Here is a 15144-nt window from a genome sequence, read left to right on the forward strand (position 1 = left end):
GGGGTTGTGTTCATGAGTAATTTAGCAGTGAAATTACAGCAGCAGAGGCAAGAGCAGCATAAACAAATGCCCGAGCAGCAGCAAACGGTCGTTATTACAAGAAGACCAACCATAACAGTAGGGGAAAAAGTGCTTATCGTCGCTTTTTTATCTGTCCTCTTATTTGCAGCCGTCCAAATCGTATCGAACAGCGTAACCGTTTATCAGTCGAATATTGAGATTCAGAAGATTGAGGCGAAAATACAGGATCAGCAAAGAATTAATTCTGACTTAACTGTTCAAGTAAAAGAATTAAGCACATACGAACGCATCTGGGCAAAAGCTAAAGAGCTTGGATTAACACTTAACCATAATAACGTGAAAGTTGTTAATGAATAAACATGACACAGCCAAAAAATATCAATATGAACAGAGGAGCAGCAATATTAACTTTAATATTTGCATTGCTCTTTTTTGTCTTAATCATCAGATTCCTGTATTTACAGACAACAGGTGAAGTTAACGGGGAAATCCTTGCGGCCCGCGCTCAAGAGCAATATGAACGTAAGCGCGGCATTGAGGCGAATCGAGGCTCTATTTTGGACAGAAGAGGAGAAGTGATTGCCCAAGATACGTCAACGTATACTTTGGTTGCGGTTCTTGATGACAGCATGACGACAAGCCCCAAAAAACCAAAGCATGTAATTGAACCGGAAGAAACAGCTGAAAAACTTGCTCCATTGCTTGATATGGAAGAGAGTGAAGTCAGCGACATATTATCGAAGGATGCTTTTCAGGTGGAATTTGGTTCTGCCGGAAGAAACATTAGCCATTCATTAAAAGTGAAGATTGAGAAAATGAATCTTCCGGGTATCGGATTTATCAGAGACACCCACCGGTATTACCCAAATGGCACATTCGCCTCACATATAATCGGGTATGCCCAAAGAGACGAAGAATCAAATAAAACGGTAGGCATGTTTGGAATTGAGAAAAGTCTTGATAAATATCTTCAAGAAAAAGATGGCTACAAAGTATATGAGGGAGATAAACAAGGGTTTAAGCTCCCGAATGGAGAAGAAAAAATAGTAGCACCTGATAACGGTGATAAAGTATATCTGACGCTTGACCAAAAGGTTCAAACATTCCTTGAAGATGCAATGAATGAAGCGGCAGAAGAATATGAACCTGAGAAGATTATCGGAATTGTGGCAGATCCTAAGACAGGGAAGATTCTTGCAATGGGACAGCGCCCAAGCTTTGATCCGAATGTCCGCGATATCAACAATTATTACAATGATGCCGTTGCCTATCCATTTGAGCCAGGCTCGACGATGAAAATTTTCACGCTTGCAGCTGCCATTGAAGAAGGCGTATTTAACCGCAATGAGTTGTATCAGTCAGGTGCATATAATGTGGAAGGCGGAAGAATTCGCGATCATAATAAAACAGGCTGGGGAACGATTTCCTTCTTAGAAGGTGTGCAGCGTTCATCAAATGTAGCGATGGCCATCCTTGCGAAGGAAAAGCTTGGCCCAGATCGATTCATGCAGTATATGAACAAGTTCGGATTAAATGAAAAGACCGGAATTGATCTGCCAAACGAAGCGAATGGAAAGTTTAATTATAAGTATGATATTGAAAAAGTTACGACTGCATTTGGCCAAGGTTCAACTGTGACGCCGATTCAGCAGGTTCAGGCAGCCACTGCAATCGCAAACGGCGGAAAAATGATGAAGCCTTATATTATCGATAAAATTGTTGATGTTGATCATGACAAAGTGGTGAAACAAAATAAGCCTGAAGTTGCAGGCACACCTATTTCTGAAAAAACGTCAAAAGAAGTGCTGGACATTTTAGAAACAGTTGTCAGTTCGGAAAAAGGCACCGGCAGACCATATCAGATTGAAGGGTATGAAGTTGCCGGAAAGACAGGAACGGCACAAATAGCAGGAAGTGACGGGAAATATTTAACCGGCCGGGATAACTACATTTTTTCATTCTTAGGAATGGCGCCGAAAGAAGATCCAGAACTGCTTGTTTATATAGCTGTCCAGCAGCCTGAGCTGAAAGACACAGAAACAGGCTCCATGCCTGTATCATCCATTTTTAATACCGTAATGAAAAACAGCTTGCAGTATTTGAAAATCCAGCCTTCTGAGGAAGCTCTGGAACAGCCTAAGAAAACAGAAACTGAAATTGGCGCAGAAGTGCCGTCCTTTATCGGTGAAGATTCAGCATCAGCAGAAAAACTGCTGAAATCAAATAATGTTCAGCCGCTTATTCTTGGATCTGGAAATGAAATTGTTGCTCAATATCCAGAAGCAGGCACAAACATGATTGTCAATGAACGTGTGTTTTTGCAGACAGATGGCAAAGTCACGATGCCAGACATTAAAGGCTGGTCATCCCGGGATGTCATGAAGCTCGCTAATTTCCTTGACCTTGACCTTAAGATAAAAGGAAACGGCTATGTTGTTTCTCAAAATTTATCGGAAAATGAGACTGTAAAAGAGAACGATCAATTAATTGTAAAGCTTGAAAGTCCCAAACAGCCAAGCAGCGGAGAAAATGAACAGGCTGAAGATGCAGAAGCAGAAGATGAAACTGAGTAGAATAACAAGCTTGGTCAACATCGTTGATCAAGCTTGTTTTTTTAGTCATTAGCATGTATGCAAAGTTTCACAGTTTTGACCAATATCTCCTTATCCCTAAAAGTTCTAGATGATGCTGTACAAGCATATATTTGAACGAGCCTGGATAAGGAGGGGTATAATTCTATGCGCGTTTCAAATGTGACTGTCAGAAAGCGTCTGACAATGGTGCTGCTGTTTGGATTTTTGATTTTTCTTATTATCGATATCCGTCTTGGATACGTTCAGTTTTTCATAGGGGATAAATTAACTGCTCTTGCTAAGGATTCATGGAGCAGAAACATTCCTTTTGAGCCTGAACGGGGCGAGATTCTTGACCGCAACGGCGTCAAGCTTGCAACGAATATGAGTGCCCCGTCGGTCCTTGTTGTGCCGAGGCAGGTGGAAAACCCGGCAGATACGGCTGAAAAGCTTGCTTCTGTTTTAAATATGTCAAAAGAGCGCGCTTATGAACTTATTACAAAGAAGCAGTCAATTCAGCGCATCAATCCTGAAGGAAGAAAGATTTCTCATGAAAAAGCAAAAGAGCTTCGCGCCCTAGGGCTTAAAGGAGTATACATAGCGGAAGATTCTAAGCGGCATTATCCGTTTGGAAGCTATCTCTCACATGTGCTTGGTTTTGCGGGAATCGATAATCAGGGACTGCTTGGGCTTGAATCCTACTACGATGAACAGCTGAAAGGCACAAAAGGATATGTGAAATTCTACTCCGATGCAAAAGGGAAAAGAATGCCAGAAGAAGCGGATGAATATACAGCTCCAATAGACGGTTTAAATCTTAAATTAACCATTGATTCAAAAGTTCAAACCATTGTAGAACGGGAGCTGGATAACGCTCAGGCAGCCTACAACCCGGACGGAATGATTGCCATTGCCATGAATCCCAAAAACGGAGAAATTCTTGCCATGTCAAGCAGACCTGATTTTGATCCGGCTGATTTCAGAAATGTTGATCCTCTGATCTACAATCGGAATCTTCCTGTATGGAGCTCTTACGAACCAGGATCAACCTTTAAGATTATTACATTGGCTGCCGCCCTTGAAGAGAACAAAGTAAATCTGCAAAAAGAACACTTTCATGACGGCGGATCTGTGGAGGTTGGCGGAGCAAGACTTAAATGCTGGAAAAGAGGCGGCCATGGCAGCCAGACATTTCTTGAAGTTGTTCAAAACTCCTGTAACCCGGGATTTGTAGAATTAGGGCAAAGGCTCGGCACAAATACGCTGTTTAAATATATTCAGAACTTTGGTTTCGGCCAAAAAACAGGGATCGATCTGCAGGGAGAAGGAAGAGGGATTCTCTTCAATGTTAAAAATGTAGGTCCTGTTGAGCAGGCGACAACAGCATTTGGTCAAGGTGTTTCTGTAACACCCATTCAGCAGGTAGCAGCTGTTTCAGCGGCGGTTAACGGCGGAACGCTCTATACTCCTTTTATTGCAAAGGAATGGATTGACCCGATCACTGGTGACGTTGTCAGTCAGACGGCTCCTGAAGCTAAGCGCCGTGTGATTTCAGAAGAAACATCAAAACAGATAAGGTATGCTTTAGAAAGTGTAGTGGCACAAGGAACAGGAAGAAATGCGTTTGTTGACGGCTACCGTGTCGGCGGCAAAACAGGAACTGCCCAAAAAGTAAAAGATGGAGTTTACTTAAAGAATAACTATATTGTGTCGTTTATAGGCTTTGCTCCAGCTGATGATCCTGAAATTGTTGTTTATGTTGCAGTTGATAATCCCAAAGGCACGGTTCAGTTCGGGGGAACGGTAGCTGCGCCAATTGTAGGGAACATCATGGAAGATAGTTTAAGAGAGCTTGGTGTGAAACCGAGAAAAGATCAAATCGAAAAAGAATATACATGGCTAGACACAAAACTTGTAAGTGTCCCGAATGTTGTAGGGCTGACTACAACGGAATTGAGAGAGCAGATGGTAAACCTTAAGCTTGATATTGCCGGTTCCGGCGACACAGTTGTTCAGCAGTCACCAGCAGCCGGAGTGAAACTGAAGGAAGGATCAACCCTCCGACTGTATTTAGGAAAAAGCGACAATAAAACAGAAGACGAGTAACTAACTCTCTTTTATACACAAAAAAGCCGGCAATCACAACACGTGTTTGCCTCGCTTTTATTTTATGGCAGGAAAAAGAGAAGCTTTGTACTTTCGTTATCTTTTAATATGGGAGATGAAGTCACTGCTGCCATTCAATATGATATTTTTAAAAGCTGATATGGCTCTTTTAGCGAAGATGAGATAAAATAAGAACTGTGCGTTTTTTTATAAATGGATGATTTTGTATAAAAAATAAAGAAAGAAACTATTGTTGGTTTTTGAGAGGATTTGGTAATGATGAAATTACAGACACTGCTTTCGCAGCTGCAAAATATGAAAATGAACGTGAATGAAAATCCAGAAATTCTCTCGATTGAAATGGACTCAAGAGAAGTGAAGGAAGGAAGTTTATTTATTTGCATCAGCGGGTACACAGTTGATGGCCACGATTATGCTGAACAGTCTGTCAGCAGAGGGGCTGCTGCTGTATTATCTGAAAAGCCTCTGTCACTTCCAGTACCTGTTATTGTTGTTAATAATACAAAGAGAGCAATGGCGCTTCTCGCAGACACATTTTACGGGCAGCCTACACATAAGCTTCACTTAATAGGCGTTACAGGCACAAACGGCAAAACTTCAACAACGCATTTAATTGAGAAGATCCTTCAGAATTCCAGCCAAACTACTGGGTTAATCGGAACGATGTACATAAAAATCGGAGATGAACAATTAAGCGTTAAAAACACTACACCAGAGAGTCTGACTCTTCAAAAAACCTTTGGAATGATGGTTGATAAAGGAGTCAGTCATGCAATTATGGAAGTTTCCTCCCATGCGTTGCATATGGGGCGAGTTCATGGGTGTGATTATGATGTAGCCGTCTTTACAAATTTGTCACAGGATCATCTGGATTACCACCAGACAATGGATTCATATCGGGCTGCTAAAGGACTTCTATTTTCACAGCTTGGAAATAAATTCGATCAAAACAAGCCAAAAACAGCTGTCTTGAACGGAGATGATCCTGCTTCTGCCGAGTTTATGAATATGACGGCAGCACATATATTGACGTATGGGATTGATACAGAGTGTGATGTGATGGCGAAAAATATTGCGATGTCTCCAAGCGGAACATCTTTTGATCTTGTCACTTCCCATGGGAGTGAGAAGGTGAATATGAAGCTCATCGGCAAATTCAGCATCTACAATGCGCTTGCTGCAGCAGCTGCAAGCCTTGCTTCTAATGTGCCGCTATCAGTAATAGCTTCTACTCTTGGGGACATTGAAGGTGTTCGCGGCCGCTTTGAAGTTGTCGACGGAGGACAGGATTTTTCCGTAATCGTTGATTATGCCCATACTCCGGACAGTCTGGAAAATGTTCTTTCAACGGTCAAGCAATTTGTTCTTGGAAAGACATTTGTCGTTGTCGGCTGCGGCGGGGACCGTGACCGGACAAAACGGAAAATCATGGCGCAGATTGCAGTGAAGTATGCAGATGAACCGATCTTTACATCCGACAATCCGAGAAGTGAAGATCCGATCGCCATATTAAATGAGATGGAAGATGGGGTTAGAGGCGAATATTATCATTCCATTGAAAATAGAGAGAAGGCCATCTATTTTGCCGTTGCTAATGCATCGCCAGGCGACGTCATCTTAATCGCAGGAAAAGGCCATGAAACCTATCAGCAGATCGGAACACAGATTTTCGATTTCGATGATCGTGAGGTAGCATTGAAAGCCATTAAAGAACGGATTAGATAATGATCCGCTTTAAAAGATGTATTTAAGAAATCCACAAGTTTTTATTATATGATGAATCCGTAATCAGAAGCGGTCATCATGCAGCTATTCAGGGAGGATCTAAACATGCTTGAACAAATTATTTTATTTACTATTATTATGGGTTTTTTAATCAGTGTTCTGATATCTCCCATCTTTATTCCATTTTTAAGAAGACTTAAGTTCGGACAAAGCATTCGGGATGAAGGACCGAAATCCCATCAGAAAAAATCAGGCACCCCGACGATGGGCGGAATCATGATTATTTTGGCTGTGATTGTAACAACGCTTGTCATGAGCTATAAATTTGCAGAACCAAGTGTGGAAATGTATTTGCTGCTATTCGTTATGTTCGGTTACGGCCTGCTCGGTTTTCTGGATGATTTCATCAAGGTTGTGATGAAGCGCAACCTCGGCCTTACATCAAAACAAAAATTGATTGGACAGATAATTATTGCGGTCATTTTCTATATCGTTTTTAAACAATATGGGTTTTCTTCAGAAATCCGCATTCCAGGCACTGATTTTTCATTTGATTTAGGATGGGCTTACGTCATTCTGATCATTTTCATGCTTGTCGGCGGATCAAATGCTGTTAACTTAACAGACGGCCTTGACGGCTTGCTCTCAGGTACTGCAGCCGTTGCATTTGGCGCATTTGCTGTTCTTGCCTGGAATCAATCTCAATATGATGTGGCTATTTTTTCAGTGGCAGTTGTAGGAGCGGTTCTTGGGTTTCTTGTCTTCAATGCACATCCCGCGAAAGTATTCATGGGTGACACAGGATCACTGGCACTCGGGGGAGCTATTGTCACAGTTGCTATTTTAACAAAGCTTGAAATTCTTCTTGTTTTAATCGGAGGAGTTTTCGTCATCGAAACCTTATCCGTTATTATTCAGGTCATCTCTTTTAAAACAACCGGAAAACGGGTATTTAAGATGAGCCCTCTTCATCACCACTATGAGTTAACCGGCTGGTCAGAATGGAGAGTTGTCGTGACATTCTGGACAGTGGGTCTTGTTTTCGCCGTTTTGGGAATCTATATTGAGGTGTGGTTATAAGATGAAAAGTATTCAAGATTTTACTCATAAACATGTACTGGTTTTGGGGCTTGCAAAAAGCGGATTAGCTGCTGCAAAGCTCTTACATAAACTCGGAGCCAAAGTTACAGTCAATGATATGAAGCCTTTTGAAGAAAATGAGTCTGCTCAGGAACTTCAGGCTGCAGGTCTTCAGGTTATTTGCGGCAGTCATCCGAAAGAACTCCTAAATCATGCAGAATATATTGTGAAAAACCCTGGTATCCCCTATACAAATCCATTGCTTGCTGAAGCTTTGGAGCGGAATATCCCGATTGTTACAGAAGTGGAACTTGCATATTTAATCTCAGAAGCAGATATGATTGGGATTACGGGATCAAACGGAAAAACAACTACGACTACTCTTATACACGAAATGCTTCTTGCTGATCAGAAGAAGTCTTTGATCGCTGGAAACATTGGCACCGTAGCATGTGAGGTAGCAGAACATGCTTCAAAAGAGAATGTCATTGTGACTGAGCTGTCTTCTTTTCAGCTTATGGGAACAATCAAATTCAGACCTAAAATTGCGCTGCTGCTGAATCTATTTGATGCCCATCTTGATTATCATGGAACTAGAGAAGAATACGCTCTTGCAAAAGCAAAAATCTATGAAAATCAGGAGGCAGATGATTTTTCTGTCGTGAACTATGATGACATGGGTGTGCGCCGGGCAGCAGAAAAATCCAAAGGTCAAATCGTTTATTTTTCAGTTTCAGAGAAGCTTGAAAAAGGCGCATATATAAGTAACGGTTCGCTCTGGTATAACGATGAGCAGATTATTGAAATAAAAGATGTTGTTTTGCCGGGCAAGCATAATCTTGAGAATATTCTTGCTGCGATCTGTGCTGTAAAACTATACGGAGCATCAACAGGCGCCATTCAAAAAGTTCTGACTTCTTTTAAAGGCGTTAAACACCGGCTGCAGTTTATCAGCACGATTGATGGAGTAAAATATTACAACGATTCAAAAGCTACTAATATATTAGCAACATCCAAAGCACTGCAGGCCTTTGATACACCAACAATTTTGCTTGCAGGAGGTTTGGATCGCGGAAACGAATTTGACGAACTGATTCCATTTCTGGGCAATGTGAAGGTGTTCATTACATTTGGACAGACTGCACCAAAGCTTGAGAGAATAGCAGGTGATGCTGGAATAGAAGTGATAAAACGTGTCGATAATGTTGAACAAGCGGCTATTGCGGCGTTTGACTTATCTCAAGATGGTGACATTGTTCTCTTATCCCCTGCGTGTGCTAGCTGGGATCAATATAAAACATTTGAGCAAAGAGGAGACATGTTTGAGAACGCCGTGCATAAGCTAAAGTAAAGGGCTCGTACACGCATTGTCACAAAGCTTGAGCCCTAATTCCATAATATTGGGGTGTTCGGCGTTGACGGCAAAAAGATCTGCACCAGACTTCATTCTAGTCATCATTACCTTGCTGCTGCTGACGATTGGACTGATCATGGTTTACAGTGCAAGCGCAGTTTGGGCAACTTATAAATTTGAAGATTCATTTTTCTTTGCAAAGAGGCAGCTGCTTTTTGCAGGTGTAGGTGTAATCGCCATGTTTTTTTTAATGAACGTTGATTATTGGACATGGAGAACCTGGGCGAAAATGCTGATAATAATTTGCTTTGTTCTTCTTCTGGCCGTTTTAGTTCCCGGGATAGGGATGGAGCGAAATGGTTCCCGCAGCTGGATAGGAGTCGGCGCATTTTCCATTCAGCCCTCCGAATTCATGAAGCTTGCCATGATTGCGTTTTTGGCTAAATTTCTGTCAGAAAATCAAAAGAAAATAACATCATTTAAAAAAGGTCTTTTTCCATCGCTTGGCTTTGTTTTTACTGCGTTTGCATTAATTATGCTTCAGCCTGACCTTGGAACAGGAACCGTTATGGTCGGGACTTGTATTGTGATGATTTTTGTTGCAGGGGCGAGGATCAGCCATTTTGGTTTCCTTGGTCTGCTGGGTGCTGCTGGATTTGTAGGGCTCGTTTTATCAGCACCGTATCGGATTAAGCGAATCACATCGTTTTTAAATCCTTGGGAAGATCCGCTCGGAAGCGGATTTCAGATCATTCAATCTCTCTATGCAATTGGACCTGGTGGCTTATTTGGTCTTGGCCTCGGGCAGAGCAGACAAAAATTCTTTTACTTGCCTGAACCGCAAACAGACTTTATCTTTGCTATCCTGGCAGAAGAGCTTGGCTTCATCGGCGGCTCGCTGATCATTTTGCTGTTTGGTCTGTTATTATGGAGGGGTGTAAGAATAGCCCTCGGTGCCCCGGATTTATACGGTTCATTTCTGGCCATCGGCATTATCACAATGGTTGCGATTCAAGTCATGATCAATATTGGAGTAGTAACTGGGCTAATGCCGGTTACGGGTATTACGCTGCCATTTCTCAGCTACGGCGGATCTTCATTGACGCTGATGCTGATGGCGGTTGGTGTTCTATTGAATATTAGCAGATATGCCAGGTACTGAACCTGCATTCTATAGATGAAATAGACCCTGTTGAAAAACAGGGTTTATCATTTTTTTACCGCTGAATTTGAATATTTTTGAAAATGTTTCTATTAAATGGGGGATACCTTTGAAAATTATGGTAAGCGGCGGAGGGACAGGCGGACACATTTATCCTGCCCTCGCCTTAATAAATGAAATTAAAAAAAATGACCCAAATGCGGAATTTTTGTATGTCGGCACAGATAATGGCCTTGAGTCCAAAATAGTTCCAAAAGCAGGAATTCCATTTCGTTCAATAAAGATTTCCGGCTTTAAAAGGAAGATCTCATTGGACAATGCAAAGACAATCATGCGCTTCTTCAAAGGGGTCAGCGACAGCAGAAAATTCATAAAAGAATTTAAACCGGACGTCGTAATTGGTACTGGCGGCTATGTTTGCGGACCAGTTGTCTATGCAGCTTCTAAGCTGAAGGTGCCGGCGATTATTCATGAACAAAACAGTCTTCCTGGAGTGACCAACAAATTTTTAGCGCGCTATGTAGACAAAGTAGCCATTTGTTTTGAAGAGGCAAGAAGCTATTTCCCTGCTGAAAAAACAGTGCTGACAGGTAACCCTAGAGCGTCTGAAGTGGCAACAGATGACGTCAGTCACTATAAGGACCCTGCACTTATGACTGACAAAAAAACAGTTCTGATTATGGGAGGAAGCAGAGGGGCAAAACCCATCAATGATGCAGTGATCGGTATGCTTGATGATATGAAAAATAAAGATTATCAGGTTATCTATGTAACTGGTGAAATTCATTATGAAAACGTTATGGAGCAAGTTCTGAATCTGCCGAAAAATGTTGTGATCAAACCTTTCATTCATAACATGCCTGAAGTCTTAAAAGGAATTGATTTAATTGTGGCACGATCAGGTGCAACTACTTTGGCGGAAATAACGGCACTTGGGCTTCCAAGTATCCTGATACCAAGTCCATATGTAACAGCGAATCACCAGGAAAAAAATGCAAGAGCCTTAAGTGATCATGATGCAGCGGCATTAATTCTTGAAAAAGACCTCTCCAGTGCTGTATTAGTAAAAGAGATGGATACTATCTTGCTTGATGGGGCGAATCTTCAAAAAATGTCAGCTGCTTCTAAGCAGTTGGGCATTCCTGATGCTGCAATGAAGTTATATAAAGAAATACAGGATTTAGCTGCTCAATAAATTAGCTTGATATCATCATTTCAGACATAGAATTTAAAAAAGACAGAAGTCATAGGGGTTTATATCTTCGAAAAAGAGGGCAACAAGTAATTTGTGCCTGTTGAACTATATTCCTATGAGCCTTCTTCAATGTCATACAGGAAAAGAACAATCTATTTTAGGAGGCTGTCATGGAAAAGATACTTATGAAATTACAAGAAGCAGAAGTTGGGAAAGTTGTTCAAAATGAACCGCTGGCAAAACATACAACCATTAAAATCGGGGGACCTGCGGAAATTTTTGTTGAGCCGAGTTCGATTGAAGATCTGAAAAAAACGATGGATACCGTAACAGAAAGCGGTGTTCCATGGAGAGCGATCGGCAGGGGATCTAATCTGCTTGTCGGGGATTCAGGCATTAAGGGTGTCGTGATTAAACTAGGAAAAGGAATGGATCATCTTGACGTGGATGGAGATACCATTACTGCAGGCGGAGGCTACTCTCTTATTAAATTAACGACAGTCATCAGCAAACAGGGACTCTCCGGCCTTCAGTTCGCAGGGGGCATTCCTGGATCTGTAGGAGGAGCTGTATACATGAACGCGGGTGCTCACGGTTCTGATATGTCCAAAATTCTTGTAAAGGCTCATATACTGTTTGAGGATGGAACGATGGAATGGCTGACAGCAGAAGAATTGGAATTTTCATACCGGACTTCTCTGCTTCAGAAGAAACGCCCGGGCATTTGCCTAGAAGCGGTTTTGAAGCTTGAGAAAGGCAACCGCGAAGAAATTGTGGCAGAACTTCAGAAAAATAAAGATTACCGCAGAGAAACTCAGCCTTGGGATCATCCAAACTGCGGCAGCGTTTTTAGGAATCCCCTTCCGCATTATGCCGGCCAGCTGATCCAGGAGTCAGGCCTGAAGGGCTATCAGATCGGCGGAGCGAAAATTTCCGAACTGCATGGAAATTTCATTGTGAATACAGGGAATGCCACGGCAAAAGATGTCCTTGATTTAATTGATTTTGTTAAAAAAACAATTTATGAAAAACATGGTGTCAAAATGGAAACAGAAGTTGAAATTGTCGGTGTAAATGAGTAGAGAATGCTTATCTCTTTTTCCTTTTATTGTGGTATACTGTCTTTATTAAAGGTACAGTTGCTAAACGGCATACATCATGCCGTTTGTTTCTCTTTATAAGATGATTTTACGCCCCCGAAAGTGTTTCGGGATGAGGGGTGATTACAGTTGGAAAAAGGAAAAGTCGTTTCGCTTGAAGATCGTGTTCCAAAGCTCAAGGAGCATCGGAAACAAAAATCAAACCGCAGGTTAATTTTATTTTTATCCGTCTTTTTCATCCTCATTTTATTGGTGATCTACTTTCAATCTCCGCTTAGCAAAGTATCTTCCATAGATGTTGCCGGAAATAAGACAGTATCTGATGAAGAAATAATAAATATAAGTGGAATTACAGCAAAATCCGGCTTTTGGAGCATTGATGAAAAAGAAGTGAATGATGCCCTGTCAGATTTTGAACAGATTCAGAATGTTAAATTGGACAAGCAATTGCCTAATAAAGTAACGATTGTGGTAGAAGAATATCATAAAGTGGCCTATATCGTAAAAGGAGATCAATACTCCCCCATACTTGAAAACGGCAAAACACTAGATCCTTTGGAAGGGACTTTTCCAGATGATGCGCCGCTTCTGATTAATTGGAGCAAGGCTGAAGAGATTGAAGAAATGGCCATGGAACTCATGAGTCTTCCTGACAGTGTAACGAATGCGATTTCTGAAATCTACCATACACCTGAAAAAACAGACCCATGGCATATTACGCTATACATGAATGACGGATATGAAGTGCAGGCCTCAGTCCGAAGCTTTTCAAAAAAAATGATTGATTATCCGGCCATTGTCAGCCAGCTTGCGCCAAATTCCAAAGGCATTATTCATATGGAAGTCGGAACCTATTTTGAATCATTCGATAAGAAGGATGAAGCTGCCCTAGAAGCAGCGGATGACGGTGCCTCATTAGAAGCAGAGCCGGAGGGGACAGAACAAAATGAAAATGAAGATGAGAGGTAGACTTGTTGTTCTCTCTTTAATCATGCTTGTTCTCGGTTTTTTAGTTTCGTTTTCTTATCAGCTCACAAAAGAACAGCGTCCGAATAATGGAATTTCTTCTGAACAATGGAGCAAAGAGTATGAAACAAGACAGCTGCTGATCAAGCAGGAGGAAAGAAATACAGAGCTTCAAAAGGAACTATTTAAAAGCCAGGAAAAAGTAAGAGAAATTGAAGAAAATCTGAAGAATGAAAAGCAGATTTACTTTAATCTTGTGGAAGATGTAGAAAAGTACAGAATGTATGTAGGCGAACTGGGTGTAGCAGGGGAGGGGATCGAAGTTACTTTAGAGGATTCCTCCTACATTCCAGAAGGGGAAAATGTAAATAATTATATTGTTCATGAAGGCCATATTTTTAAAGTGATCAATGAATTGCTGATTTCGGGCGCAAGTGCCATCGCCATTAATGGACAAAGATTATCACATGATTCGTATATATATTGTAATGGTCCTGTCGTTACTGTGGATGGAAATCAATTTCCAGCTCCCTTTGTCATTTCTGCGATCGGCGAACCTGCTGTTCTGGATCAGGCTTTAAATATCGCCGGCGGTATTGTCGAGCAGATTGCTTACGATAATATCGTGATAACCCTTGAGAAAAAAAGCGAAATAAAGATGAATCCATTATTGCAAGAAAAGAAATCTTGATGGGTGGTTGCCTTGAAGAAAAATCTTAAGGGTGTCAGCTTTTCATTACTGACTATGATATTTGGTTTAATGCTTGCCGTTCAATTTCAGTCGATTCAGGAACCGGCGGTAAGAGACACACGTGACATGTGGCAATTGAGGGAGGCACTCAAGCAGGAACAAGAAACTCAATCAAACCTCCTGCTTGAGATCCGCAAATACGAAGAGCTGATTGATACATACGAAAATGATGAAAATCAAAGTGCAGAAAAAACGCTGAAAGAGACTCTTGAAGAACTTAAAAATGAAGCGGGATTAACGGAAGTAACAGGAGCGGGTGTAGTCATTACAATTGAACCCCTGTTTGATGAAGCAGTTTCTCAGTCAGAGGTTGAAAACATTGCACCTGATTTGCTGAAACGATTGTTGAATGAGCTGAATTCTTATGGTGCTGAGCATGTCGCTATCGCAGACAGAAGAGTTGTGAATACAACCGTCATCCGTGATATTAATGGTCAAACAAAAATGGACGGGTACAGTCTGAATTCATATCCAATTGAAATTAAAGTCATTTCAGAAGACGCTGAAAAGCTCTTCAGCAGACTAAACGGGTCTACGACAATGGACACCTTTGCAATTGACAATTTGCGGCTCAGGATTTCAGAGCCTAAGGATCGGATTGTCATACCCCCATATGATGACGCGATCCGGATAAAAAACATGAAACCGGTTGAGGAAGGAGAGAAATCATAATGTGGCTTCCCATTTTAGGATTAATATTAGGAATAACATTGGGACTGCTCACTGATTTCCGAATTCCCAGTGAATATTCGAATTATCTGTCCATTGCCATACTTGCTGCACTGGATACTCTGCTTGGAGGTATTCGCGCTCATCTGCAAAATTTGTACGATGAAATGGTTTTTGTATCCGGATTTTTCTTTAACATCCTATTGGCTGCAAGTTTAGCTTTTCTAGGTGTTCATCTTGGTGTAGACTTGTATTTGGTAGCAATATTTGCATTTGGAGTCAGACTGTTCCAAAATATTGCTGTAATAAGACGAATTTTAATTTCCAATTGGACTCAATCGCGCCAAAAACTAAAAAAAAGTTGATTTTTTAAGAGGGAAAATCAAGGATTTGACGAATACTCACTTTAGTATGTATTTAT

Annotated in this window: 13 protein-coding genes; all 13 read left to right on the forward strand. The window is 41.3% G+C overall.

Translation table 11 applies throughout. The features are described 5' to 3' along the window. Window positions 1–12: 12 nt before the first annotated feature. The 13 genes from ftsL to QLQ22_RS10540 all read left to right on the forward strand — a co-directional run bounded on the left by ftsL (window position 13) and on the right by QLQ22_RS10540 (window position 15088). Window positions 13–378 (forward strand): cell division protein FtsL, encoded by a 366-nt coding sequence (ftsL, locus tag QLQ22_RS10480; RefSeq protein WP_223442074.1) that lies wholly within the window; start codon window positions 13–15, stop codon window positions 376–378. A 2-nt stretch (window positions 379–380) separates the two neighbouring features. Then, a complete protein-coding gene (locus QLQ22_RS10485) occupies window positions 381–2594 on the forward strand; it encodes a penicillin-binding protein (RefSeq protein WP_223442076.1) in 2214 nt (737 codons plus the stop codon). Between the two features lie 165 nt (window positions 2595–2759). Next, window positions 2760–4700, forward strand: a complete 1941-nt coding sequence (locus tag QLQ22_RS10490; RefSeq protein ID WP_223442078.1) for a stage V sporulation protein D — start codon at window positions 2760–2762, stop codon at window positions 4698–4700. Window positions 4701–4979: 279 nt separating this feature from the next. Further along, window positions 4980–6446 carry a UDP-N-acetylmuramoyl-L-alanyl-D-glutamate--2,6-diaminopimelate ligase gene (locus QLQ22_RS10495; protein WP_284016789.1) on the forward strand — a complete coding sequence of 489 codons (1467 nt, stop codon included), beginning with the start codon at window positions 4980–4982 and terminating at the stop codon, window positions 6444–6446. Between the two features lie 105 nt (window positions 6447–6551). Further along, window positions 6552–7526 carry a phospho-N-acetylmuramoyl-pentapeptide-transferase gene (gene mraY, locus QLQ22_RS10500; RefSeq protein ID WP_252208599.1) on the forward strand — a complete coding sequence of 325 codons (975 nt, stop codon included), beginning with the start codon at window positions 6552–6554 and terminating at the stop codon, window positions 7524–7526. Between the two features lies 1 nt (window position 7527). Further along, complete coding sequence (murD, locus tag QLQ22_RS10505; RefSeq protein WP_284016586.1) at window positions 7528–8877, forward strand: UDP-N-acetylmuramoyl-L-alanine--D-glutamate ligase; 1350 nt, start codon at window positions 7528–7530, stop codon at window positions 8875–8877. Window positions 8878–8941: 64 nt separating this feature from the next. Then, entirely contained in the window at window positions 8942–10042 is a 1101-nt protein-coding gene (gene spoVE / locus QLQ22_RS10510) for a stage V sporulation protein E (RefSeq protein WP_223442082.1), read from the forward strand. Window positions 10043–10151: 109 nt separating this feature from the next. Further along, complete coding sequence (gene murG, locus QLQ22_RS10515) at window positions 10152–11237, forward strand: undecaprenyldiphospho-muramoylpentapeptide beta-N-acetylglucosaminyltransferase (RefSeq protein WP_284016587.1); 1086 nt, start codon at window positions 10152–10154, stop codon at window positions 11235–11237. Window positions 11238–11407: 170 nt separating this feature from the next. Further along, window positions 11408–12319 carry a UDP-N-acetylmuramate dehydrogenase gene (murB, locus tag QLQ22_RS10520; protein WP_284016588.1) on the forward strand — a complete coding sequence of 304 codons (912 nt, stop codon included), beginning with the start codon at window positions 11408–11410 and terminating at the stop codon, window positions 12317–12319. Between the two features lie 147 nt (window positions 12320–12466). Continuing rightward, on the forward strand, window positions 12467–13306 hold the full coding sequence (locus QLQ22_RS10525) for a cell division protein FtsQ/DivIB (protein WP_223442085.1): 840 nt from the start codon (window positions 12467–12469) through the stop codon (window positions 13304–13306). Next, window positions 13296–13994: a DUF881 domain-containing protein gene (locus QLQ22_RS10530; protein ID WP_223443325.1), complete on the forward strand. Its 699-nt coding sequence runs from the start codon at window positions 13296–13298 to the stop codon at window positions 13992–13994. The genes QLQ22_RS10525 and QLQ22_RS10530 overlap by 11 nt, the downstream gene beginning before the upstream one ends. A gap of 12 nt (window positions 13995–14006) precedes the next feature. Beyond that, on the forward strand, window positions 14007–14726 hold the full coding sequence (locus QLQ22_RS10535; RefSeq protein WP_420828843.1) for a DUF881 domain-containing protein: 720 nt from the start codon (window positions 14007–14009) through the stop codon (window positions 14724–14726). Continuing rightward, on the forward strand, window positions 14726–15088 hold the full coding sequence (locus tag QLQ22_RS10540) for a small basic family protein (RefSeq protein ID WP_284016589.1): 363 nt from the start codon (window positions 14726–14728) through the stop codon (window positions 15086–15088). Before QLQ22_RS10535 ends, QLQ22_RS10540 begins: the two co-directional genes overlap by 1 nt. Window positions 15089–15144: the final 56 nt, after the last annotated feature.

This window comes from Metabacillus hrfriensis (assembly GCF_030127205.1).
In the GTDB taxonomy this organism is placed as follows: domain Bacteria; phylum Bacillota; class Bacilli; order Bacillales; family Bacillaceae; genus Bacillus_P; species Bacillus_P dongyingensis.

What these genes read in the sequence shown, in the direction of transcription:
- ftsL (WP_223442074.1), top strand. Translation starts at nt 13, where the DNA reads ATGAGTAATTTAGCAGTGAAATTACAGCAGCAGAGGCAAGAGCAGCAT.
- QLQ22_RS10485 (WP_223442076.1), top strand. Translation starts at nt 381, where the DNA reads ATGACACAGCCAAAAAATATCAATATGAACAGAGGAGCAGCAATATTA.
- QLQ22_RS10490 (WP_223442078.1), top strand. Translation starts at nt 2,760, where the DNA reads ATGCGCGTTTCAAATGTGACTGTCAGAAAGCGTCTGACAATGGTGCTG.
- QLQ22_RS10495 (WP_284016789.1), top strand. Translation starts at nt 4,980, where the DNA reads ATGAAATTACAGACACTGCTTTCGCAGCTGCAAAATATGAAAATGAAC.
- mraY (WP_252208599.1), top strand. Translation starts at nt 6,552, where the DNA reads ATGCTTGAACAAATTATTTTATTTACTATTATTATGGGTTTTTTAATC.
- murD (WP_284016586.1), top strand. Translation starts at nt 7,528, where the DNA reads ATGAAAAGTATTCAAGATTTTACTCATAAACATGTACTGGTTTTGGGG.
- murB (WP_284016588.1), top strand. Translation starts at nt 11,408, where the DNA reads ATGGAAAAGATACTTATGAAATTACAAGAAGCAGAAGTTGGGAAAGTT.
- QLQ22_RS10530 (WP_223443325.1), top strand. Translation starts at nt 13,296, where the DNA reads ATGAGAGGTAGACTTGTTGTTCTCTCTTTAATCATGCTTGTTCTCGGT.
- QLQ22_RS10540 (WP_284016589.1), top strand. Translation starts at nt 14,726, where the DNA reads ATGTGGCTTCCCATTTTAGGATTAATATTAGGAATAACATTGGGACTG.